This is a genomic window from Massilia terrae (assembly GCF_024753145.1).
GTDB classification, from domain to species: domain Bacteria; phylum Pseudomonadota; class Gammaproteobacteria; order Burkholderiales; family Burkholderiaceae_D; genus Telluria; species Telluria terrae.
This window is the reverse complement of record NZ_JANUGU010000001.1, coordinates 186,138-209,333: the sequence shown is the minus strand read 5'-3', so window position 1 is coordinate 209,333 and position 23,196 is coordinate 186,138. Positions and strand designations below refer to the sequence as shown.

At 67.0% G+C, this 23,196-nt stretch carries 21 protein-coding genes and 1 riboswitch; of the genes, 7 read left to right on the top strand and 14 right to left on the bottom strand.

Annotated elements, in window-relative coordinates:
* Positions 1–79: 79 nt before the first annotated feature.
* Genes NX778_RS01020 through NX778_RS01010 form a run of 3 tightly spaced genes read right to left on the bottom strand, consistent with a single transcriptional unit; the run spans position 80 to position 3,809 of the window.
* Positions 80–1,231 carry a c-type cytochrome gene (locus tag NX778_RS01020; protein WP_258809830.1) on the bottom strand — a complete coding sequence of 384 codons (1,152 nt, stop codon included), beginning with the start codon at positions 1,229–1,231 and terminating at the stop codon, positions 80–82.
* Positions 1,228–2,997, bottom strand: coding sequence for a GMC family oxidoreductase (locus NX778_RS01015; protein WP_258809829.1), 1,770 nt, complete (start codon positions 2,995–2,997; stop codon positions 1,228–1,230). The genes NX778_RS01020 and NX778_RS01015 overlap by 4 nt, the downstream gene beginning before the upstream one ends.
* The gene (locus NX778_RS01010; RefSeq protein WP_258809828.1) at positions 2,997–3,809 is read right to left on the bottom strand and encodes a gluconate 2-dehydrogenase subunit 3 family protein; all 813 of its coding nucleotides are present in this window, start codon (positions 3,807–3,809) and stop codon (positions 2,997–2,999) included. The genes NX778_RS01015 and NX778_RS01010 overlap by 1 nt, the downstream gene beginning before the upstream one ends.
* A 209-nt stretch (positions 3,810–4,018) precedes the next feature.
* Here NX778_RS01010 and NX778_RS01005 point away from each other — a divergent pair, with 209 nt between their 5' ends.
* Positions 4,019–4,468, top strand: coding sequence for a DUF4124 domain-containing protein (locus NX778_RS01005; RefSeq protein ID WP_258809827.1), 450 nt, complete (start codon positions 4,019–4,021; stop codon positions 4,466–4,468).
* Between the two features lie 141 nt (positions 4,469–4,609).
* Here the strand turns inward: NX778_RS01005 and NX778_RS01000 are convergent, their stop codons facing one another.
* From NX778_RS01000 to NX778_RS00985, 4 genes are all read right to left on the bottom strand, one after another.
* Entirely contained in the window at positions 4,610–7,522 is a 2,913-nt protein-coding gene (locus NX778_RS01000; protein WP_258809826.1) for a putative bifunctional diguanylate cyclase/phosphodiesterase, read from the bottom strand.
* Positions 7,523–7,657: 135 nt separating this feature from the next.
* Positions 7,658–8,407 carry an N-acyl amino acid synthase FeeM domain-containing protein gene (locus NX778_RS00995; protein ID WP_258809825.1) on the bottom strand — a complete coding sequence of 250 codons (750 nt, stop codon included), beginning with the start codon at positions 8,405–8,407 and terminating at the stop codon, positions 7,658–7,660.
* Between the two features lie 109 nt (positions 8,408–8,516).
* Positions 8,517–9,356, bottom strand: coding sequence for a PhzF family phenazine biosynthesis protein (locus tag NX778_RS00990; protein WP_258809824.1), 840 nt, complete (start codon positions 9,354–9,356; stop codon positions 8,517–8,519).
* Positions 9,357–9,413: 57 nt separating this feature from the next.
* The gene (locus NX778_RS00985; RefSeq protein ID WP_258809823.1) at positions 9,414–9,881 is read right to left on the bottom strand and encodes a VOC family protein; all 468 of its coding nucleotides are present in this window, start codon (positions 9,879–9,881) and stop codon (positions 9,414–9,416) included.
* Positions 9,882–9,987: 106 nt separating this feature from the next.
* Between NX778_RS00985 and NX778_RS00980 the strand changes: the two genes are divergently transcribed.
* Together NX778_RS00980 and NX778_RS00975 are read left to right on the top strand one after the other, a co-directional pair.
* The gene (locus NX778_RS00980) at positions 9,988–10,272 is read left to right on the top strand and encodes an autorepressor SdpR family transcription factor (protein WP_258809822.1); all 285 of its coding nucleotides are present in this window, start codon (positions 9,988–9,990) and stop codon (positions 10,270–10,272) included.
* Complete coding sequence (locus NX778_RS00975) at positions 10,269–10,916, top strand: SdpI family protein (RefSeq protein WP_258809821.1); 648 nt, start codon at positions 10,269–10,271, stop codon at positions 10,914–10,916. Before NX778_RS00980 ends, NX778_RS00975 begins: the two co-directional genes overlap by 4 nt.
* 24 nt (positions 10,917–10,940) lie before the next feature.
* Here the strand turns inward: NX778_RS00975 and NX778_RS00970 are convergent, their stop codons facing one another.
* Complete coding sequence (locus NX778_RS00970) at positions 10,941–12,380, bottom strand: alginate export family protein (RefSeq protein ID WP_258809820.1); 1,440 nt, start codon at positions 12,378–12,380, stop codon at positions 10,941–10,943.
* 111 nt (positions 12,381–12,491) lie between these two features.
* A complete protein-coding gene (locus NX778_RS00965) occupies positions 12,492–13,172 on the bottom strand; it encodes a hydrolase (RefSeq protein ID WP_258809819.1) in 681 nt (226 codons plus the stop codon).
* A 129-nt stretch (positions 13,173–13,301) separates the two neighbouring features.
* On the opposite strand from NX778_RS00965, the gene NX778_RS00960 reads away from it, so the two are divergent.
* On the top strand, positions 13,302–14,210 hold the full coding sequence (locus NX778_RS00960) for a LysR family transcriptional regulator (RefSeq protein WP_258809818.1): 909 nt from the start codon (positions 13,302–13,304) through the stop codon (positions 14,208–14,210).
* Between the two features lie 24 nt (positions 14,211–14,234).
* Here the strand turns inward: NX778_RS00960 and NX778_RS00955 are convergent, their stop codons facing one another.
* Together NX778_RS00955 and NX778_RS00950 are read right to left on the bottom strand one after the other, a co-directional pair.
* The gene (locus NX778_RS00955; RefSeq protein WP_258809817.1) at positions 14,235–16,022 is read right to left on the bottom strand and encodes an amidase; all 1,788 of its coding nucleotides are present in this window, start codon (positions 16,020–16,022) and stop codon (positions 14,235–14,237) included.
* Between the two features lie 68 nt (positions 16,023–16,090).
* Positions 16,091–16,792 (bottom strand): glutathione S-transferase, encoded by a 702-nt coding sequence (locus NX778_RS00950; RefSeq protein WP_258809816.1) that lies wholly within the window; start codon positions 16,790–16,792, stop codon positions 16,091–16,093.
* Between the two features lie 225 nt (positions 16,793–17,017).
* Here NX778_RS00950 and NX778_RS00945 point away from each other — a divergent pair, with 225 nt between their 5' ends.
* From NX778_RS00945 to NX778_RS00935, 3 genes are all read left to right on the top strand, one after another.
* Positions 17,018–17,974 (top strand): DUF535 family protein, encoded by a 957-nt coding sequence (locus tag NX778_RS00945; protein ID WP_258809815.1) that lies wholly within the window; start codon positions 17,018–17,020, stop codon positions 17,972–17,974.
* Positions 17,975–18,198: 224 nt separating this feature from the next.
* A complete protein-coding gene (locus NX778_RS00940; protein WP_258809814.1) occupies positions 18,199–19,356 on the top strand; it encodes an iron-containing alcohol dehydrogenase in 1,158 nt (385 codons plus the stop codon).
* 55 nt (positions 19,357–19,411) lie between these two features.
* Positions 19,412–19,515, top strand: a riboswitch (TPP riboswitch).
* A gap of 86 nt (positions 19,516–19,601) precedes the next feature.
* Entirely contained in the window at positions 19,602–21,731 is a 2,130-nt protein-coding gene (locus NX778_RS00935; RefSeq protein ID WP_258809813.1) for a TonB-dependent siderophore receptor, read from the top strand.
* Positions 21,732–21,735: 4 nt separating this feature from the next.
* On the opposite strand, the gene NX778_RS00930 is transcribed toward NX778_RS00935, so the two are convergent.
* Genes NX778_RS00930 through NX778_RS00920 form a run of 3 tightly spaced genes read right to left on the bottom strand, consistent with a single transcriptional unit; the run spans position 21,736 to position 23,089 of the window.
* Positions 21,736–22,260: an AAA family ATPase gene (locus NX778_RS00930; RefSeq protein WP_258809812.1), complete on the bottom strand. Its 525-nt coding sequence runs from the start codon at positions 22,258–22,260 to the stop codon at positions 21,736–21,738.
* Complete coding sequence (pnuC, locus tag NX778_RS00925; protein WP_258809811.1) at positions 22,257–22,853, bottom strand: nicotinamide riboside transporter PnuC; 597 nt, start codon at positions 22,851–22,853, stop codon at positions 22,257–22,259. Before pnuC ends, NX778_RS00930 begins: the two co-directional genes overlap by 4 nt.
* Positions 22,850–23,089, bottom strand: a complete 240-nt coding sequence (locus NX778_RS00920) for a helix-turn-helix domain-containing protein (protein ID WP_258809810.1) — start codon at positions 23,087–23,089, stop codon at positions 22,850–22,852. Before NX778_RS00920 ends, pnuC begins: the two co-directional genes overlap by 4 nt.
* Between the last annotated feature and the right edge of the window lie 107 nt (positions 23,090–23,196).

Sequence of the window (23,196 nt, the reverse complement as noted above, 5' to 3'; positions counted from 1 at the left end):
CGGTCCCGGCCTTCGCCGATACGACGCTCGCTCTTTGCTAAGCCTGCCGCGAACGAGCGAGCGCTGGAACGGTCTTGTCTCATCGCCGGACCGGCGCTTGCTGCGTCTGCGGCGTTTGCGGCGGCTGCGGCGGTATCGTTCCTTGCGTGCCGCCGCCACCGCCCGGCCCCTGGCTGCCGCCCGTGAGCGGCGCCCCTTGCTCGGTACCGCCGCCGGTGACGCCGGCGGCCGTCGCACCGCCCACGCGCGGCCCCGGCGCCCCGGCCGCGGCCGCCACTGCCGGATGCGCGGCGGTGCCGGTCGCGACGTTGACCAGCTTGCCCGCCGGCGGCGGCGCCGGCTGCGCGCTGAAGAAAGCTGCGATGGCCGCGACGTCGGCATCGTTCAATGCCCGCGCGATTTCCACCATCTGCCCCGAGGGATCCGTCTTGCGCGCCCCGCTCTTCCACGCTTGCATCGCCGCGCTCAGGTAGTTGGCATGCTGGCCCGCCAGATAGGGACTGGCCGGCGGCTCGCCAGCGCCGCCCGGGCCGTGGCAGTTGGCGCAGGCCTGCACGCGCCGCACTTCATCGCCCTTGGTGGCAAGCAGCAGGCCACGCGCCGCCGCACCGCCCGCCGCCTTCGCGCCCGCACTGGCGGCGCTACCTGCGCCTCCGCCCAGCGACGCGTAATATGCGGCAACATCGCGGATCTGTTCCGCGCTCAGCCCTTTGGCGACCGGCTCCATGACCGGGTTGACGCGCGCCCCGTTGGCATAGGCGGCTAGCTGTTTGCCGATGTACCAGGCGCTTTGCCCGGCGATGCGCGGGAAGCCACCGGCCGCGTTGCCCTCGCCTTGTGCGCCGTGGCAAGCCACGCAGGCGGTCACGCCGTTGGGCGTACCCTTGCTGGCGATCTGCTCCCCCGCCTGCGGCTGCGCCGGCCCGGCCGGCGGGGCCGCTGATGCCCCCGGCTGCCCCAGCGCCAGCGCGGCCCCTCCCTGCGCCTGCTGTTCCTGCATCATCGCGGCCTGGGTCGGCTGGCCGCCAGGCTCCGCCGCGGTGACACTCCGTCCGCCGCCGGTCTGGGACGCGCTACCTTGCGTCGAGCCGCCTTGGGTCATTGCGCCAGCGCCCTGCGGCGCGCCGCCACCCGCGTTCGCCCCGCCGCCGCCCTCGACCGTGCCGCGCCCCGCGCAGGCCACCAGCGCCAGCGTCGCCAGTCCCGCGCATATCCTGGTAGTCGTGTTCATGCTTGCACCAATGGTCCGGGAGACTTCAGGTAGCGGTGGACGATCGCCTCGGCCGAGAAATAGGCCAGCGCGCCAACCGTACCGGTCGGGTTGTAGCTCGCGTTCTGCGGGAAGTTGGAGGCGCCGATCACGAACAGGTTCGGCACGTCCCAGCTTTGCAGGTAGCGGTTGACCACGCTGTCTTGTGGACTCATGCCCATGATGGTGCCCCCGGTGTTGTGGGTGGTCTGGTACTGGGTCACCACATACGGCCCCTTGCGCGGGCCGCCGGCCACCATGCGACCGCCCATCGCGCGCCCGATGTCCATCGCCTTGGACGTGACGAAGGCGGACATGCGCAGGTCATTGGCCGGGAAGTCGAAAGTGATGCGCAGCAGCGGCTGGCCCCAGGCATCCTTGTAGGTCGGGTCCAGCGACAGGTAGTTGTTCCGGCTCGACATCGACGTGCCGTGGGTACTGACCACCGAGGTGTGGTTGTAGTGCTTGACCACGGCCGCCTTCCAGGCCGCGCCCCAGGCCGGCGTCCCCGGCGGCGTGGGATGGAATTCGATCGGCCGGCCATTGGTCATGACCTCGCCCAGGTAGGCGCCGCCGACGAACTTGTGCGGGCCGTGGTCGAAGTTGTCGGCGACGAAATCGGCCATCACCATGCCGTTCGCGCCGGAGCGCATGAAGGGATTGATGTTAACCGACTCGTCGAAGAACACCTGCACCGCGCTGGTGGTCTGGTAGGCATAGTTGCGCCCGACCTGGCCGCGCCCGGTGGCGGAATCGTAGGGCTCGCCGATGCCTGACAGCAGCAGCATGCGCACATTGTTAAGCGCGAACGAGCACAGGATCACCATCTTGGCCGGCTGCTCGAACTCGCGCCCGGCGGCATCGATGTAGGTGACGCCGGTGGCGCGCTTCTTGTCCTTGGACAGGTTGATGCGCAGGACCTGCGACTGCGTCTTGACCGTGAAGTTCTTGTCCTTGAGCAGCACCGGCAGCAAGATGGTCTGCGGCGAGGACTTGGCGAAGTGCTCGCAGGCGTAGCGCTCGCAATAGCCGCAGAACATGCAGGTGCCCATCGACATGCCTTCCGGATTGGTGTACGGCTGCGACAGGTTGGACGAGGGCTGCGGGAAAGGATGGTAGCCGAGGCTGGTTGCGGCCTTGCGGAAGATGGCCGAGCCGTAGGGTTCCTTCATCGGCGGCGTCGGGTAGGCGCGCGAACGGGGATCCTCGAACGGGTTGCCGCCATCGAACTTCTGGCCGCGCACATTGCCGGCCTGCCCGCTGGTTCCCAGCAGGTATTCGAAGCGGTCGTAATACGGCTCCAGCTCGGCGGCGGTGACGCCCCAGTCCTGGATCGTCAGCTCGGGATCGATGAAGTCCTTGCCGTAGCGCTGCTCGTGGTGCGAACGCAGTTGCAGCTCGCTGTCCTGGAAGCGGTAGGTCTGGCCGTTCCAGTGCACGGCCGCGCCACCGAGCCCGGTGCCCGGCAGGAAGCTTTCCCAGCGGCGGATCGGCAAGGCGACCTGCTTGCCGTTGTTCCGGAAGGTCATCGCTTCCTTGGTGTTGTCCTGCATGAAGGCCTTGCGCACCGAATAGCGCAGCTCATCATGAATCTGCGGGCCCTGGAAATCGGGAACCGTGAATTGCGGATTGCCGCGCTCCAGGCCCACCACCCTGAGTCCGGCCCTGGTCAGCTCGCGCCCGAGCATGGTGCCGACCAGCCCGACGCCGATCAGCACGGCATCACATTCTTTCAGCCGGGTAGCCATCAGTGCCCTCCCTTCTTCTTCGCCGGGCCCGCATGCGGGGCTTCGGCGGATGGTGCGGTGGCAGGCGGGCTGACCGGGTCGACCATGACCATGCCGCGCACGTTTTCGCCGATCGACATCGGCGGGCGCGTGAACAGCATGCCGTGCTGGTCGACCAGGTCGTAGTAGTTGGCGTAGGCGCCGGGGAAGCCGATCATTTTCCAGGCCACCATGTCCTTGTTGCCGCCGTAGATGGGGTCGCTGAAAAAGCCTTCGATGGTCAGCCCCAGCAGCGACTCGAAGAAGGTATTGGCCGGCACCCCGTTCAGGCTTTGCTTGCCGGTCTGCAGCGATTGCAGGTAGGCATCCTGTTCCTCGCCGGGCAGGCGGTCGAAGCTGGTATTGCGGCGCCGCTGGATGTCATCGTTGATGGCGCGCAGCGCATTGTGAAACAGCTCGGCCGGCGTGAACGGCAGCTGGTAGCCCTGCCCCGGCACACCCTGCTGCCACGGCCCGCTGCGGTACAGGCGCTCGCCCGCGCCCCAGGCGCCGCCGAGCTGCTTGTCCATATAGTTGGGCACCCCGGCTTCGATGGCGCCAGGGCCGTTGGCGTCGGACGGGATCAGTCGCGCCACCGCGGCCTCGATGAAGCGCGCCTCGTCGGGCCGGAAGAAGGTGTAGGCCGTGGCAGGCGCCGCGCCGCTCCCCATTTGCTGAGGAGAATCATGGGCATGGGCCGGGTCGTCGTGCGTGAGCGCGTGGGCCTTCCCGGCGATGACCGCGGCGCTTGCGCCGGCGGCCTTGAAGAACGATCTTCGCGACAGCTTTTCCATTTGCGTCCTCTCTCCGCTGCGTTTTTTTTCGGATGGAACGGGACGTCAAATGGCTGCGTCCAGTGGAGCATTAGAGCGGCTGGATGCGCGGCGGTTCGCTGGCAGGCGGGGCAATGCCGATGCAGCAAAGGTGACGTCGGTACGTTAGCGTACAGATAACACACGAGCAGGGGCGCACAATAAGCAGCATGCCTTGCCGAGGAGCCGTCATGAGAACCACCGCCTGCCAGATGAGCCTGATATTGCTAGCCGCGAGTGCGGCGCCCGGCGCGCTGGCCGGACCGGACATCCTCAAATGCGTCGACAGCGCGGGCCATGTGACGCTGACCGACCAGCCCTGTCCCGCCGGCTCGCGCGTGACCCTGGTGATCCCGGATGCGGCGCCGGAGCGGCTGCCGGCGGCGCGCGGCGCGGCGCAGGTGGGCAGTTCGGGTAGCGCGGGGGCGACCGGCTTGGGCGGCGATGAACCGCAGGTGACCGCGCCCGCCACGACGGTGCCGGCGCCGGGCGTCGAGCGCATGCCGCCACCGCCGCGTTCCAAGTACAAGACACCGGCCGGCAAGCGCGTGCCGCTGTCGCGCGACGAAGCCACGCTCAGGGCGGCGCATATGCGCATGCTGATCAACGATGATGAGATGGGGAGGCAGGCGGCGCAGTAGCTAACTCTCTTGTTAGCCCACGCCGTCGTCCCGGCGAAGGCCGGGACCCATGCTGAGCTGGCGGGCCTACGGCGCAACGGTTCGATTACTCAAGCGGTCTATGGGTCCCGGCCTCCGCCGGGACGACGGTTGTCGATTAGCTCAGTGCACCCGCGCCACCAGCTCATACGGCACCTGACCCGGCTCGCTGGCCAGGCAGCGCACGATGTCGCTGACCTCGGGGTCCTCGATGAAGTCGGCCGACGATTTCATCTGCAGCAGCCGCTCCGGCGCCTGCGCGCGCGCCACCGCCCAGCCCTGCACATAGTCCACGCCGATCTCCGCCAGCGTGCGCACCGTGGCCGCATCCTCGGCCCATTCCGCGATCGTCTTCATGCCCAGGTTGACCGCCAGGTTGACGATCGCCTCCACGATTGCGACGTTGGCCGGATGCGCGTTGATGTTGACGATGAAGTTGCCGTCGATCTTGAGCACGTCCGCCGGCAGCTCCTTCAGGTAGGAGAACGAGGTGTAGCCGGCGCCGAAGTCGTCCAGCGCCACCTTGACCCCGTGGGCCCGCACCTGCTCGATGAAGCGCCGCGTGTTGTCCAGGTCATGCAGCGCCACGCTTTCCGTGATCTCGATGCACAGGCGGTCGGTGACGGCGCTGCGGCTGGCCAGGATCTCCAGCGTGTCCTGCACGAAGCGCTCGTCGTTGAGCGAGGCGCCGGACAGGTTCATGCACACGAAGCGCGTGTTGGGCAGGCGCACGGCGTTGGCCGAGATCCAGTCCAGCGTGGACGCCAGCACCCAGCGGTCGATCACGCCGGCGCGTCCGCTCTTCTCGGCGGCGCTGATCACCGGCGCCGCGGTGACCACCGTGCCGTCCGGCTCGCGCATGCGCAGCAGCACTTCGAAATTGAGCGATTCCTTGGGCCGCTTGAGCGACATGATCGGCTGCATCTCGATGAACATGTCCTCGGTCGGCTTCGGCCCGGACAGGCGCGCCACCAGCTTGAGTTCGGCCTCACGCTCGTGGAAGGCGGCCGAGCCGCGCTCGTACACCACCAGGCCATCGGCGGCGCCGTGCTTGGCTTCGCGGCAGGCGCGGTCGGCGGCAGATACCGCGTCCTTCAGCGCCATCCCGCGCGACACTTCGATCAGGCCGATCGAGCCGCGCACCTGGAAGGCCTTGTCGCCGACCCGGTAGGGTTGCTGGCCGAGGCGTTCGACCATGCTGCGGCAGATCATCGATGCCAGCGGCACCGGCGTATCCGGCATCACGATCACGAATTCGTCGCCGCCCACGCGCCCGATCTGCTGTTCGCCGCCCAGCATCATCGCCATCCGCGCGCACACCTGCTTGAGCACTTCGTCGCCGGCCGCGTGGCCGTATAAATCGTTGATCAGTTTGAAGCGGTCGAGGTCCACGTAGGCCAGCGCCAGCGGCTTGCCGGAGGCGAAAGACAGCGCGGCCGCCTCGAACATCTGCTCGATGCCGCGCCGGTTGTGCACCTTGGTCAGCGGATCGTGGTTGGCCATGAAGCGCAGCTGCTCGGTGGCCTTGGTCTTTTCGGTGATATCTTCCAGCACGCCTTCGATGCGGCCATGCGCCAGCGTGGCGCGCGCCAGGAAGGTGCGGTCGCCGTCGCGCGACTGCAGTTCCAGCTCGGTGTCGTGGCGGCTGTGCACCCCGTCCTGCAGGCGGCCGAGGGTGGCGTCCTCGAAGAACTGCTGCCAGCGCGTGCGGCCCGGGATGATGGCGTCCGCACCCAGCATCGCGCACAGCGCCGGATTGGCCGACTGGAAGTGGCCGTACAGGTCGAGCGTGAACAGGCCCAGCGGCATGGCCTCGTAGGCGTGTTCCAGCTCGGCCTGGGCCGCGATCCGCTTGACCGTCTCCAGCCGCATCTGCTCGGCGATCGCGAGCGCGGCCAGCAGGTTCGAGGCCAGCGCCGCGGTGACGCTGTTGGCGATGCCGACCAGGTCGTGCACGCCGAGCGCCGCCGCCACCACCTCGGCGAAGTTGGACACCAGCGTGACGCCGAACGAGGCGCCGAACCACAGCGCCACGCGCGACTGCACGCTCATGATCACGCTGCCCAGGCCAATCCCCAGCAGCACCAGGCCGACCGCGACGAACACCCACATCACCGGCAGGAAGGACCCGTAGGGCAGGAAGATCGCCAGCGGCAGCAGCGCCAGCGCCAGCCACTGCGTGACGCGCAGCGCGGGGCTGAAGCGGGTGCGCAGCAGCTCCGGGCCGAACAGGGTCATGTACAGGGTGACGGTGGCGATCGCATACAGGGCCATGCTGATCGCGCGGCCCGGCAGCAGCCAGCTTTCGGGCACGGTCTGGCCCAGCCACTGCACGTCCCAGCCCGCCGACAGCGAGCCGACCCGCAGGTTCAGCACCAGCCAGGCAGCGAACTGCAGGTACAGCACCTGGCGGTTGATCAGCGCGGTGACCAGGATGAACACGGTCAGCACGATCATGCCGCCATCGAGCAGGCCGGAATTGCGGTGGAAGTGCTGGGTCGACAGCAGCAGCTGTTCGGCCGGCCACTGGACCGCGGTCAGGTGCGCGGGTCCGGCGAAGCTGGCGCGGCACAGCACCGCGGTCGGGGTGTTCCACAGCCGGATCGCGAAGCCGGCCTTGACCGCGCTGAGCGCACCGCTGGCGTTGGCGCGCGTGGCTTCGCCCAGCGGCTGCAGGCTGGCCGGGTCCCAGCACTGGATATGCAGCGCATGGCGCGACGGGAATTCAACGTAGTCGGCGTCGCCGGGCACGCCGCGGGTGGCGGCGAGGAACCACACCGGCGCTTCGGACAGATGGGTTTCGTAGTAGTCGACCGGCTGCTCGCCTTCGAGCATGCGCAGCGCGGACTGCGGATCGAGCCGCGCGCCGGGATCGGCCACGACGCGCAGCGGCACCTGCTGCTGGCCGCTGCCGTCGACGTAACGGTCGGTCCACCAGCCCAGCGCCACCACCGACAGCAGCGCCACCACGAGGGGCACCGCGTACACCGACAGCAGGCGCAGCGCGCCATCCACCATCCGGTGGATCGCATTCACGCTGGTTTTAGGGGGGGACGGCTGGAACATAACACTGTATCACTTGGGTCATCCCGGCCGGTCGGCCGGTAAATGATTCCACAAGCATACAGCTTAGTTATGATGCCGTCATGCAATATTTTGTAGACAGATCATCTAGACCACAGCCAGTCCGCGCATGCTGCGCTGCACCGGGGCGCGCACCGGCTGCGGACGGGCGGCCGGGGTGCGGCGGCTGATGTCGATGTCGGGGTGGCGGGTGCGGCGCACGAAGTTCAGCAGCGGGTGGCCGGCGGCGGTCCAGCGCTCCTCGGCGGTGGCCACTTCGAAGGCCATCACCCGGTGCGGAATGCCACCCACGTGGCGCAGCGGCACCATGCTCTTGTCCTCGAACACGTCGGTGAACAGCAACTGCTCGTACTGGCGGTCGACCGGCACCCGGCCGGTGGCCAGCGCCCAGTCGATGTCCTGCTCCAGCCAGTATTCGAACATGGCCTTCATCAGCGCCACCTTGACCAGATGCCCGACACGGCCCTCGCCGACGCCCAGGCGGGTGACTTCGGCCAGGCGCCGGCCGCGCAGCCACGACGGCAGCACGATCGAGTCTTCCAGGTTGAGCGGGCGGTGGGCATTGGTCTGGATCCGCACCGAGCCGAGCGGCTCGCCGTCCAGCCGCGATTCGGCCAGCAGCACCACGCTGTCGTCGTCGAAATCGGACTCCTCGGGCAGCGCCAGGCTGCGCGCGAATTCGGGCACGTGGCGGGCGTAGGCGGCGTGGCGGATCTGCACCGCCTTGCGCAGCGCTTCGCCATCGCCGGCGCGGCGGACGGTAAATGGCAGGCGCTCGGTCGGCAAGGCATTGTCGGAAGCTGGGGCGGCGGCGGAACGGAAAGGAAGCGGCGGCATGAGACGGTACTCCTGTTCGAAAATAAACACACTTGGCGATTCATTATCGAGCTTTAAAATTCCGTCAATCTAAGGAGCAGGCAGCCTTTCCCCCCCTATTTGCATACTTTCAGGCCATGAAGCGGGCGGCGCCGGACACCCGGATCGAGCTTCCCGGCGCGGCTGGAATCCCGGCGAACAGGCGCGAGCGCATGCCCATGTCCTCGCCCTGCACCACTTCGATGCGGCCGCCATGGGGCCAGCCGAGGTCGCGCAGGTAGCCTGCCAGCGCGGCGGTCCCGGCGCCGGTGGCCGGGTCTTCGTAGACGCCGCCGGCGGCAAAGGGATTGCGGGTGTGGAAGCGATGCGGCGATTCGGCCCACGCCAGCACCACCGTCACCACGCCGTGCGCATGCATCAGGCGGCGGCCGGCGTCGAGCTCGTAGCGCATGGCGGCGAGCAGTTCGCGGCTGGCCAGCGCCAGCACCATGTGGTCGGCGCCGGCGTGCGCCAGCGCGGGCGGGATGCGCGGGTCGAGGCCGGCGCGGGTGTAGCCGAACAGCGACAGCGCGGCGTCCACCAGCGCTTCCGGCGCGGGCGCGCTGCGGGTCGGCGGCGACTGCAGCGCGGCCTGCACGCCCTCGCCCTCGCGCCGCCCTTCGACCGTGATGCTGGCCTGGTTGAGGGTGAGCGGATAGATGCCGTCGCCGAAGCGCCGGGCCAGCGCCGCACCCAGCGCGATGGTCGCGTGGCCGCAGAACGGCACCTCGGCCTCCGGCGAAAAATAGCGCGCGCGCCAGCCCTCCCCCTGTGGCGCGGCGAACACGGTCTCGGAGAACCCGACCTCGGCCGCCAGCCGCTGCATCAGCGCCGCCGGCGGCAGCGCCTCGCCCAGCCACACGCCGGCCGGATTGCCGCCCACGCCGCCGTCGGCAAAGGCGGCGATGCGCAGGATATCGTCATGGTCCACGTCTGTCCTTCCTGTACAAGAGCGAAGCCGCCATGATACGCGGACCGTGGGCGGCGCTCAGGAGATGGCCTTGGCCATCTCGGCGGCCATCTCCTCCGGCGACACGTCGCGCACATGGGTCGCCATCGACCAACGGTGCCCGAACGGATCCTCGACGATGCCGTAGCGGTCGCCCCAGAACATGTCGGCCAGCGGCATGCGCACCGTGGCGCCGGCGGCAACAGCGCGTGCGAAAGCCTGGTCGACGTCGGCCACCGCCAGATGCAGGGTCACCGGCGAACCGTTCAATTTCAGCGGGCCATAGGAATGCCACTGCGGAAACTCGTCGGCCAGCATCAGCGCCGAGTCGCCGATGCGCAGCATGGCGTGGCCCAGCTTGCCGTCCGGGCCGGGTATCCGCATCACTTCCTCGGCCCCGAAGGCATTTTTGTAGAACTCGATGGCCTCGCTGGCGCCGGCGCACACCAGATGCGGGGTGATCGTATGCATCCCTGCCGGGACGGTTTTTTCGCTACTGCTCGTCATGGCGATCTCCTTTCGGACAGAAAAACGGGGGCGGCGGCGCTTGACACTACCGCGCGCCCGGCCTAGTATTTCGAATATCATCTAATTAGACGCAGACTGAACTAACGTGGACGACAGCAATTCCGCCTTCAAGGCGCTCGCCGACCCGACCCGGCGCGCGATCCTGCACCTGCTGCGCAAGGAAGAAATGACGGCGGGCGAGCTGGCCGCGCGCTTCGACATGAGCAAGCCTACCCTATCGCATCATTTTGCGGTGCTCAGGGACGCCGGGCTGGTCACCAGCCGGCGCGAGGGCCAGACCATCTGGTACGCGCTCAACACGACCGTGCTGGAAGACATCCTGAGCTGGACCATGGACCTGGCGCGCGGCGCCAAAGGAGAACAACAATGAAGAACCGATACCTGATCCTGTCCCTGCTGCTGATCGTGGCCTCCTTCGGCGCCACCCTGGCCCTGTACGGCCAGCTGCCGGAACAGGTGCCGCTGCACTGGAACGCCCATGGCGAAATCGATCGCTACGGCGGCCGCGGAAGCATCTTCATGATGCCGGGGATGATGGCCTTCATGCTGGCCCTGCTGGCGGTGCTGCCCAAGGTATCGCCGCAGCGCTTTTCGGTGGACGCGTTCAGCGACACCTATTGGTACTGCGCGCTGCTGATCGAGGGCCTGCTGGGCTGCCTGCACGGCTTGATCATGGCAGGCACGCTCGATCACGACTTCGACACCGGACGCTGGCTGCTGGCGACGACGGCCCTGTTCCTGGCGCTGCTGGGCAATGTGATGGGCAAGGTGCGGCGCAATTTCTGGATCGGCGTACGCACGCCTTGGACGCTGGCCAATGACCGGGTCTGGTACGCGACGCACCGGCTGGCGGCCAAACTGATGGTGGGCTGCAGTGCGCTGGCGATCGTGGCGGCGCTGGCCAACCTGAGGCTGGTGGCGGTAGTGCTGCTGATGGCCGGGCCGCTGGTGCCGGCGGTGTATTCGCTGCTGTATTACAAGCGCCTCGAGCGCAGCGGAGGGCTGGAAGCCTGATCGAGCGCTTGTCGCCGTCGCCCGTTAATAACTGTACGCGGCTGAAAGATAGAGGAAGTCGGTGTCGTGTCCGCCGAGGTCCGCCAGCACCCGCGCGACAGTCACGTGCACGAAACCCCCATTGATCAACACGTGGCGATTGGCGCGCCAGGTGACGTCGAGCGACGGTTCGTTACCACTGTGCCGGCCATGGCGGCCTGCGGTGCCGGGTATGGGAGGCCCTGGGGATGTGAAGACCGCGTCACGTATTGTCTGCCGCCAGATGAAGTCGCACGCGGCCGTGACAGTCAAGGCCGGGGCCGGCTTGAATACCAGCGATGGCTGCAGGTCGATCACGTTCGAGGCGCCGATCAGGCCAGCCTGGTTGAAATAAGCAATCTTCGGAAATAGCGGGCCGTAGCTGCGCAACGTGGCGCCGTTCGGATCACTGTTTCCGCTGCCGACGGTAATTTTGAAACCGCCCCGCGTCGTCCAGGGGGCGTGCGGGAATGTGTAGCCGGTATCCAAGGCAAAACCCCAGGCCCGGATGTCTTTCTGCGCGAAGGTGCCAACCTGGCCCAGCGCCTCCCAGTCCCAATCCCATTTCCCGGCGTGGCCGAAGACGCGTGCGCCGATCGAGTGTCGTTTTTCACTGCCTGTTCCGATGGCGTACACGGCGCGGCGGTTGTCGAAACCAAGGTAATAGATATCCACCGCGGAATCGGGTATGAGACTGATGGGGCTGGTCGTGTAGACGCCCCAAAATTCTTGCGCGCTATTCGATTTGTCGTCGAAATTCCCCTCCTGCAAGAGAACGGGGCGCGTCGCGAAGACATCGTAACGGGTTTGATCGACCGCCCCGCTGAAGCGAATGCCGTCGAACGCGCGGCGGACGTTGGGCGCGTCCCGCACCGCGACCAGCCGCTGCGCGCCGAATGCCATTTCCTGCCGCCCGATCCGCACGAAGGGGACCTTGCTGTCCCCGGCGCCGTCAAATTGCCAGTCGAAGAATGCCTGCTGCACATCCAGTCGATCGCTGTACGGCGGCGCAGCGGAGTTCTTGCCGAACGCCCGATGGCTTGCGAGCTGAACAAACGCCCGCGCATGTTCGTCCAGGTGCAGGTCTGCATGCACGAGCACGCGATGCAGCAAATAGCTGTCGGCGCTCCGGCCCGGAACGCCGAAATCCGCAGCTGTATAGTCTTCAAAACGTTCGCGGACCTCTCCGCCAAGGCTGACGAAACTCTCCGTGCCGTCGATGGGGATGTACTTGATCGGATCCCAGGAATCCGCGCGGCTTGCGGTGTCCTTCAGGTAGCGATAGTCCTCATCGTAACGGAACAGTTTGTAGGCGGGGGCCGGCGCGGTTCCGGTACTTGTCGCGACTTCGCTTCCCGTCGCCTCAGGTGGGCCGGCTGCGAGGACGCACAACAGTATCCCGGCCAGCGCGGCCGCGGTGCCATTTTTTTCTGCGGTAATGGACATAGCACGAGCCACGACAGGATTATTCGGTAGCGCGAACCGCCAGCGGCGCACGCCCAATGTAGGCTAAATCATCGGGCGTTACGGCCGCGCAGCGAATGCTTTTGAGGCGAATCAGCTGCGTTGCGAGTCCAGCATTTCATTGTTCTGCTGGACTTCCCGCGCCTTCGCATAGCTTTCCATCAATAATTGGTATGCGGGGAAAATCCTGGTGTAGACATCGGCCCACTGCTGCGCATCCGCGCGGTTCCAGGTCTGCTGCAGTTCGGACGCGACCGCGGCGGTATCCATCGGGACAACGCCTGCCTGCACGATGCGCGCCAGGGTCGTTTCCTGGGCCATCTTCGAATAGGTCCCGGACGCGTCGACCACGGCAAACACTCTGTAGCCGTCGGCAACCGCGGCGATGGACGGGAACGCCATGCACACGCTGGTGATGGTGCCCGCGATGATCAGGGTCTTGCGGCCGGTTTCCTTGACCGCGGCGACGAAATCGGGGTTGTCCCAGGCATTGATTTCGCCTTTGCGCGCGACGTACTTTGCATGCGGCGCGTTTTCGTGGATTTCGGGAATCAGGGGACCGTTCGGCCCCTGCGGCACGGAGGCTGTGGTAATCACCGGCAAATTGGCCAGCGTCGCCATTTTGGCCAAGGCCGCCACGCGCAAGCGCAGTTCCGGCATGGGCATGTCGCCGACCGTCTGGAACAAACCGCTCTGGTGGTCGATCAGCAGCATGGCGCTGTCGTTCGGGTCGATAATCGGTCGCTTGCCGTTGAAGTTGGCTGGGGTGCTCATAATCTATCTCCTTCAGGAATTTAGCCGTCGCCGATGCGCCGGTGTCCACCAGATTAGGAGATGGCGCTGTGGCCCGGTAGACGGCAAAATATGCCTTCAGCGTTCTATCGGTAGAACGAAGGAGCCCGAATGCCCGTCGACCTCAACGACCTCTACTATTTCGCGAAAGTGGTTGAACACCAGGGCTTCGCCCCTGCCGGAAGGGCGCTTGCCGTTCCAAAGTCAAAGCTGAGCCGGCGGGTGGCACTGCTGGAAGCACAACTGGGTGTGCGCCTGATCCAGCGTTCGACGCGGCGCTTCTCGGTGACGCCCTTGGGCCAGAACTACTACGCCCACTGTGCGGCGATGCTGGCCGAAGCGGAGGCTGCGCAATCGGCAATCGACGAGATGCGCGCGGAGCCCAGTGGCCTGGTCAGGATGACCTGCCCGGTCGCGCTGCTGCACGCGCGTATCGGCCAGATGGTCGCGGACTTCATGGTCAAGCATCCGAAAGTGATCTTGCACCTGGAAGCAAGCAATCGCAGCGTCGACGTCATTGGCGAGGGCGTGGACATCGCCATCCGGGTGCGCCCGCCGCCTTTGCAGGACAGCGACCTGGCGATGCGCGTGCTGACCGAGCGCGTGTGGTGCGTGGTCGCCAGCCCGGCGCTGCTCGCCTCTTACGGCGCCATCACGACACCGGCCGAGCTGGAACGCCTGCCCACGCTCGATCTCGGCCCGGCCCAGGCGCAACACCTGTGGCAGCTGGCTGGCCCGAAAGGAGCGCAGGTCGAATTCCGGCACGTGCCGCGCATGGTGACCGACGATATGACGGTGCTTCTCAATGCGGCGGTGGCGGGCGCCGGCGTCGTCTGCCTGCCCACCATGATCGTCAGCGACGCCTTGCGCGACGGGCTGCTGACCCGGCTGGTTCCCGATTGGGCGCCCAAGGGCGGCATCGTGCACGCCGTGTACCCGTCGCGGCGCGGACTGCTTCCCTCCGTGCGGGCGCTGATCGACTACCTTGCGATGCGGTTCACGGAGCTGGAGGAAGAATGAGCTCCCGCCGGCGACGGGCTTGTTTCAGAACCCGGGCGGGCGCTCCTTCGCGACACCCGCCGCCTTCTCCAGCGCCAGCCCCACGCGCCCGATCGTCCCCTCGTCGAACAGGCGCCCGATCAGCGTGACCCCATGCGGCACGCGCCGCGGCGGCTCAAAGGTCGGCAGCGGCTGCTTCGGGTTCGGCGCCCAGTCGCTGCGCGCCTGCGACACCTGCACGAAACCGGTCCGCACCGTCAGAGACGGGTGCCCCGTGAAGTTCGAGATCGTCAGCATCTCGTCGCGCAGCGAAGGCACCAGCAGCAGGTCCACCTCGCCCATGATGCGCGCCATCTCCTGCGCCACCTTGCGCCGCAGGCGGTCGGCCTGCACGAAGTCCACCGCCGACAGGAAGCGCGACTCGCGGAACAGGTTCGGCCACGCGTCCGGCACCTGCTCGCGCAGCTGGTCCACGCGGCCGTCCAGCGTGATTTCTTCGAACGCAGCCGCCGCTTCCGCGAACAGCACCGTGTTCAGCGACTGATAGGGCCAGTCCGGCAGCGCCACCGGCACCGCCTGCATGCCCAGCTTCCTGATCGTCTCCAGCGCCGCGCGGTCCACATCGGTGGCGGGCGCCTCGTTCATCCAGCCGGCGAAGTAGCCGACCTTCAGCCCGCGCACGCCGGCGCCGGCATCGAAGTCCAGCCGCGACGGCACTTGCGCCACGTCGCCCGCGTCCGGCCCGGAGATCGCATGCAGCACCAGCATCGCATCCTCCACGCTGCGCGTCATCGGGCCCAGCTTGTCGAGCGACCAGCACAGCGTCATGGCGCCGCTGCGCCCGACCCGGCCATAGGTCGGCCGCAGCCCGGCCACGCCGCAGCGCATCGAGGGACTGACGATGCTGCCGCCGGTCTCGCTGCCGACCGAGAACGCGACCAGCCCCGCCGCCGTGGCCGCGCCCGGCCCCGCGCTCGAGCCGGACGCGCCCTCCTCCAGCAGCCAGGGATTCACGGTCTGGCCGCCGAACCAGATATCGTTCAGCGCCAGCGCGCCCAGGCTCAGTTTCGCGAGCAGCACCGCGCCCGCCGCATTCAGCTGCGCGACCACCGCCGAATCCTTGGCCGGCACGCGATCGCGGTAAAACTCGGCGCCCCAGGTGGTGCGGATGCCGGCGGTGTCGAGCAGGTCCTTCACGCCATACGGGATGCCATGCAGCGGTCCGCGGTATTTGCCGGCGGCGATCTCGCGGTCGGCCTGGCGCGCCTGCGCCAGCGCGTGGTCTTCGGCCAGCGTGATCACGGCGCGCAGCTTGCCGTCGTAGCGCTTGATGCGGTCCAGGTAGATACGGGTCAGCCGCTCGGAACTCAGCTTGCGCGACTCGATCCAGCGCGACAGCTGGGTCACGGGCGCATAGGCGATGTCCTCGTCGCGGGCCGGCAGCGGCGCGCCGTCGGCGCGGCTGCGCACGAAGCGGCCATGCCCGGCGACGGCGCGGCCGACCGTGGCCGGATGCCAGACCGTGGCCGGCGCGAGTTCCGGCGCCAGCGCCACCTTGCGCGGGCCGGTGCGCCGCTCCATGGTCGACGCCAGCGAGATGCGCCAGTTGGCGGCCGCCATGTCGCGCTGCCCAGGCGTCATCCGCACCTGCATCAGCTTTTCGGCCTCGGCGAAAGTGGCCGGGCCGACGTCAGGCCCCACCGCGGGCGTGGCGCCAAAGGTGGGCGGCGCGCCAGGCGGCGGCTGGTCCTGCGCCAGCGCATCGGGACGGATGGTGGTGGCGGCCAACAGGCCAAGGGGAGCGTTGATCAGGAACTGGCGGCGCTGGGTCATGAGTCCTCTACATGATATGAACGAACTCCAGCGATGCTACCCGACCACGCTTGCCAAAACAATACCGCTCAGCTCCGGTCCAGCTCCGGGTAATGACGGAAGATGCCCTCCTCGCTGAACGGCAGCCTTCTGGGCGACTCCAGGTAGGCCGCGATGCGTGGCCGCGCGGCGACGCGGTCGCGCAGGTTTGCCAGCCCCGGATAGTCCTTCGCCATCGTCCCCATCGCGCGCGGGAAGGCATAGCGCAGCCCCTCGACCACCTGGAACAGCGACAGGTCGGCATACGTCAGCCGCTCGCCGACCAGCCATTCGCGCTTGCCCAGCACCCGCTCGAAATAGCCCAGGTACTTGGGGATGCGTTCCTTGACGAAACTCGCCGCGCGCCGCTTGGCCTCGGGCTTCTGGTCCTCGTAGTACCGGGAGGTCGACACCGGATGGTGGCTGTCGTGCACTTCCGCCACCAGGTCGGCGATGGTCAGCTGCAGCTGGTGGGTCCACAGGCCGTTGGCCTCGTCCAGCGGCGCCAGCCCGTGGTGCTGGCCGAGGAACAGCAGGATGTTGGCGGTCTGCCCGATCGTCAGCGCACCCGCCTTCAGGAACGGCGGCGCGAATGAAGGATGGGCGCCCTCCTTCAGCAGCTTCATCAGGCGGTCCATGCCGCCGCGCTCGCGCGCCACGTCCACGTAACCGGCGCCGGCCTCCTCCAACGCGAGCCGGACAAACTCGCCGCGGCCTTGGATCGTCGGCCAGTAAAAAAGTTCGTATGCCACGGGCAACCTCCGCTCTCGTTGGGTATGGCGCAATTATCGGGCAGGGCCGCATCAGGACGGCGCGGCAATCGTGCTAGGCTTGCCGCGCAAGGCTGAGCGTGGAATGCGACACGAAAACAAAGTTGAGGTGTAGAATTTATTACCCTTGAGCAATCTCATTTTTGACCGGCAGTGGCTAAGACAAGATAGACCTGACCGATCCCGAATGTGACCACGGAGCGCGAGATGATATTCGCCTACCTGAAACAGCAGTGGCTGGCCGGCGGCCACGACAGCCTGGGTTCCCGGCTCCTGTCCATCTGGCGCAGCCTGCGCGTCCTGTGGTTTTATCGCGACCACCAGGCGCTGTGCCAGCTCGACGTCTACCGCAACTACGTCGCCCATCTGTCCCAGGGCGACCTGTTCCACCACCTCAGCCACCGCGGCTACCTGCTCAAGGGGCTGACTCCGAGCCAGCGCGTGCAGTGCGTGCTCGGGCACTACCATTTCGAGGAAACCACTTTCAACGCCGCCTACAAGCAGGCGGTGTACCGCGACGGCGGCCTGCTGCTGTGGCAGCACGCCAGCGGCGACGACCACTTCAGTCTCCGGCTCGATATGGCGCCGCGCGCCCACGCCGAGGGCGACCTGGCCATCTCACTGATCGCCAACGGCAGCTGCCTGCACCAGCTTTCTTTCAGCTGGATGGAAGGCGCACTGGCCGGCGTTGGCGCGCCGATGGTGCCTTTTGTCGCCCGCAACCAGGGCCGCTGGGCGGATTCCGGCGCGGCGTTCGAAGCTTTCGAGCGCGCCTTTCCCAACAACTCGCCCAGCTTTTTCTGCTTCGCTGCGATGCAGGGTGTGGCGCAGTCGGTGGGCATGGACACGGTCATCGCGGTCAAGTGCACTGCCAACGTGAGCTACGAGGCGAGCGAGGACAAGCAGTTCGCCAACGCCTATGACAATTTCTGGAAGGTGCTGGGCGGGGTGGAGACGCCGGGCCCGGTCTGGCGGATCGCGCTGCCCTTCTATCTCAAGCCGCTGGCCGACATGCCGTCAAAGCACCGCAAGCGCGCAGCCCTGCGCCGCGAATTCTGGCGCGCCATCGGCGACGCGGCGCGTTCGACCTTGCAGCGCCACTTGCTGCACGCGCGCGCGCACCATGAGCATGCGGCGCCGGTGCGCGAACCGGCTGAGGCCTGAGTAGCCTTTCCTTATCCGAAGCAGCTACCGTCGTTCCCGCGCAGGCGGGAACCCCATTTCGTATGCGCGCCACTACGGCCGCCCTTTTGGCCGCCCACGCAAAATGGGATTCCCGCCTTCGCGGGAATGACGGTCCCTCAACTAAAACCGATTTGGGTCATGCACGCGATTGCAACCATTGCGCGATAATCCCTCTTTTGCCCGCACCACAAAAAGAGGCTCGCATGCTCAACTTTGATTTCTACAACCCCACCCGCATCGTCTTCGGCGAAGGCCAGATCGCCAAGCTGCGCGAACTCGTGCCCCAGGGCGCGCGCGTCCTCATGCTGTTCGGCGGCGGCAGCATCCGCGCCAATGGCGTCTACGATGAAGTGAAGGCCGCGCTGGCCCAGCACACCGTCTTCGAATTCGGCGGCATCGAGCCCAACCCCACCTACGAAACCCTGATGGAAGCCATCGCCCTGGTCAAGGCCGAGCGCATCGACTTCCTGCTCGCGGTCGGCGGCGGCTCGGTCATCGACGGCAGCAAGTTCGTCGCCGCCGGCGCGCTGGTCGACGGCGACCCGTGGAGCATCCTCGAACAGCACGCCAAGAACGTGAAGGCCGCGCTGCCCTTCGGCGCCGTGCTCACCCTGCCCGCCACCGGCTCCGAAATGAACGCCGGAGCCGTCATCACGCGCAAGGCCACGCTGGAGAAGTTCGCCTTCGGCTCGCGACATGTCTACCCGCAGTTCTCGGTGCTCGACCCTACCAAGACCTACACCTTGCCCGCGCGCCAGGTCGGCAACGGCATCGTCGACGCCTTCGTGCACGTGATGGAACAGTACCTGACCTACCCCGCCGGCGCCAAGGTGCAGGACCGTTTCGCCGAGGGCCTGCTGTCCACGCTGGTCGAGGACGGCCCGAAGGCGCTGGCCGAACCGCACAACTACGAAGTACGCGCCAACCTGATGTGGACCGCGACCCTCGCCCTGAATGGCCTGATCGGCGCCGGCGTGCCGCATGACTGGGCCACCCATATGGTCGGCCACGAGCTCACCGCGCTGTATGGCCTGGACCACGCGCAGACGCTGGCCGTGGTGCTGCCGGCGATGCTGCGCGTGCGTCGCGAGGACAAGCGCGCCAAGCTGCTGCAGTACGCCGAGCGCGTGTGGAACATCGTCGATGGCGGCGAGGACGAGCGCATCAGCCAGGCCATCGACCGCACTGAAGCCTTCTTCCGCAGCGTCGGCGTGGGCACCCGCCTGCCCGACTACCAGCTCGGCGCGGAAGTCATCGGGCCGGTGGTGAAAGCGCTCGAAGCGCACCGCATGGTCAAACTGGGCGAACGGCGCGACGTCACGCCCGAAGTCAGCCGCAAGGTGTTGGAACTTTGCCTCTGAGCTGACTGTCAATTGTCGTGTGCACCACGGCCCGCAAGGGATCGTGGTACACTCCCGGCTTCGCTAGGGGTCCTGGGCCAGGGTATTGGTTCCGGGTGAGAGATACCCTCCGTACCTGATCTGGATAATGCCAGCGAAGGAAAGCGCAACGCAGTTTTCCATACCGAGTTTGCCCTTCCCCCACGTTGGCTCCGGCTTTTAAAAAAAGCAGCGCGCCGCCGCGGCGCGCGAAAACGAGCAAACCAATGAATAAAAATTTCAAGCAGTCCCTCCTCGCCTGCGCGATCCTGCAAGCCTTCGCCGTGCACGCCCAGACCCAGACCGGCAACGAGCCGATCACTGAAGTGGTCATCACCGGCGCCAAGCAGTCGGGCGGCATCGCCAGCGTTGGGGGCTTCGGCAACAGCGCGGTGATCGACACCCCGGCCTCGATCAGCACCATCGACGCGCAGAAGATGCAGGACCTGTCGATCCGCTCGGCCACCGAGGCGATGAAGTACGACGCTTCCGTCAGCGACTCGTACAACGCGGTCGGCTACGCGGAGCAATTCGCGATCCGCGGCTTCGCGCTCGATAACGACGCCAGCTACCGCAAGAACGGCATCGCGATCCCGAACGATACCCAGATCCCGCTCGAGAACAAGGAACGCATCGAAGTGCTCAAGGGCCTGTCGGGCCTGCAGGCCGGCGTCACCGCGCCGGGCGGCATCATCAACTTCGTGACCAAGCGCCCGACCAACAAGGACCTGCGCAGCGCCACCGTCGAGGTGAGCGAGCGCGGCACGCTGTACGGCGCCGTCGACCTGGGCGGCCGCTTCCAGGACCGCCGCTTCGGCTACCGCATCAACGCCGCCGCCGAAGACATCCACCCCTACGTGCGCGGCGCCAACGGTTCGCGCCAATTCGTCTCCGGCGCCTTCGACTGGCAGATCAGCCCCGACGCCCTGCTGCAGCTGGACTTCGATTACCAGCACAAGTCGCAGAAATCGGCGCCCGGATTCCAGCTGATCCGCAACGAGGTGCTGCCGACCGGCGTGTCGCCGAAGATGTTCCTGGGTGACCAGGCATGGGCGCGCCCGGTGGACACCAAGAGCACCAACCTGGGCCTGCACTTCGAATACAAGCTGGGCGCGGGCTGGCTGGCCAGCGTGGACGCCAACAAGCACTGGTTCAAGCGCGATGACTTCACCGCGTTCCCGTACGGCTGCTCGACCGAAGGCGAGGGTTTCTACCCCGGCTACTGCAGCAATGGCGACATGGACATCTACGACTACATCAGCACCGGCGAGCGCAAGACGCCGTGGGGCGCGCAGGCCCAGGTGCAGGGCAAGTTCGCCACCGGCCAAATCGCGCACGCGGTCACCTTCGGCACCTCGTACTACGAGCGCCATAACGCCTACGGCGACTACGTGTACGACTTCGTCGGCACCAGCAACTTCCGGACCAACGCGCCGGTGCCGCCGGTGGCCGCGGACCGCGTCACCGGCCCGGTGTCCGAGCGCCTGCATGACCAGGAACGCGCGCTGTACGCGCAGGACATCGTCAACGTCGCGCCGAAAACCACCCTGCACGCCGGCGCGCGCTGGGTGAACATCAAGCGCAACCAGTTCATCGACGCCAGCCTGCCGTTCGCGAAGAGCGACGACTCCTTCGTGCTGCCGAACGTGGCGCTGGTGTACGCGCTCACGCCGAACTGGAACGTCTATGGCTCCGTCAGCCAGGGCATGGAACACGGCGGCGTGGCGCCGATGCAGACCACCAACCAGAACCAGGTGCTCGGCCCGAGCCGCTCGCACCAGGCCGAGCTGGGCGTGAAAGGCGTGTCGAGCGAGGCGCTGACGCTGACGGCCGCGCTGTTCCAGATCCGCAAAGGCCTGGAATACACCAACGCCGCCAACACCTTCGTGCGCAATGGCGAAGAGACCCACCGCGGCATCGAACTCGATGCGTCCGGCAAGCTCGATGCCAACCTGGCCTACAGCCTGTCGCTGCAGGCGCTGAACACCCGCCAGCAAGGCAGCGGCGACGCCACCATCGACGGCAAGCGCGTGGCCGACGTCCCGGCGTTCAAGTCGGTGGCATGGATGGAGTACAGCGTGCCGCAAGTGGCGGGCCTGAAGGTGGACGGCAGCTGGTCGTACACCGGCAAGAAGGCCTTCGACGTCGAGAACCGCGTGTTCGTGCCGGGCTACCACGTGTTCGGCCTGGGCACCTCGTACGCGCTGCGCACCGGCCTGGCCAAGGTAACGCTGCGTGCACGCGTGGACAATGTGTTCGACCGCTTCTACTGGCGCGACGTGACGCCGGAACTGGGCGGCTACCTGTTCCCGGGCGCGCCGCGCACCTTCCGCGTGTCGGCCCAGTTCGACTTCTGACCGGCTAGATCGCGCGCGGGCCGAGCACGTCCTCGGCCTGCCGCAGCCGGCTCTCCAGCCCTCCCCGCACCAGGATAAACGGTATATCCCGTTTCTCCAGCGTGTCGACCAGCATCCGGTGCACCGACTGGCGCACCGCGTCCGAATCGCGCATCAGGCCATCCGGCTCCCATGGCAGGTCCGGCGCCGACACCAGCGTGAAAGCATAGTCGTGCGAGGCGGCCAGCGCCGCCAGCTGCGCGTCGATGCGGCCCCAGTATTGCAGGCTGTAGACCGCCGTCATCAGCGGCGTGGTATCACAGAACAGGAAGCGCGTGGCTTGCGACACGGCGGCCTCCTCGCGCACACGCTGCTCCAGCGCGATGACGTACTGGTCCTCCTCGCGCGGCACGCGGCCTTGCGTGTCGACGAATTCGCGCAGGTATTCCGGCACCCACACGGTGTCGTAGTACATGGCCAGCGCCTCGGACAGGGTCGACTTGCCGGTCGACTCGGCGCCCAGGATCGCAACCCGAGCGACAGCGCTCATCGCGCCCCCACGGCTGCCACGTTCGACCATGCGCGCAGGCCGCCGATGGCCAGTGCGACGAAGATCGCGTACAGGATCGCGGTCAGCATCAGGCCCTTGTACACGTACAGGCCAACGTACAGCACGTCCACCGCGATCCAGACATGCCAGTTCTCGACCTTTTTGCGCGCCAGGAGCACGGTGCCGAGCAGGCTGCCGGCGGTGAGGAAGCCGTCCGCATTGGGTACGTCGGTGTTGGTGTACGCGCGCAGGAACAACGCCAGCAGTACGAAGCCGATGCCCCATCCAGCGCCCGACCACAGCCAGCCGGCGTTATTGAGGCGCGTGACCGCCAGCTTGCTCTCACCCGCGCCGCGCAGCCACTGGTACCACCCCCAGATCCCGCTGGCGATGAACACCAGCTGCAGCGAGGCGTCCCCGTACAGGCGCGCGTTGAAGAACACAATGCCGTAGGTGGCCGAGGACACGATCCCGAGCAGCCAGCCCCAGTGGTTCTGGCGGATATTCATCAGCACCATCGCTACCGCCAGCGCGAAGGAGATCAGTTCCAGCGGCGTCGTGCTGAAACCGGCAAAAGACAAGGTATCGTTCATTGATGCGGGGTGATGGTGATGGCGGGCTGCAGGCCGGCGCGCGCGGCGAGGCGCACCAGCAGGTCGAGGCTGAACTGGTGCGTCTTGCCATGCTTGATTTCGGAGACGCGCGCCTGGGTCGTGCCCAGCACGGCGGCAGCTTCGGTCTGGGTCTTGCCGCTGGCGTGCAGCCAGGCCTCGAGCGCCTGCGTGAGGGCGTCGCGGATCGCGGTTTCTTCGGGGGTATCGGCAATCATGGTCAGGTGTGCATTATGCGCTTGGCATCAGGGATTATGCAATATATTGAATAACGTTGCGCCGGCTCGACAATAGCACCGAAAACGCTCCCGGAGCATGGCGCCGC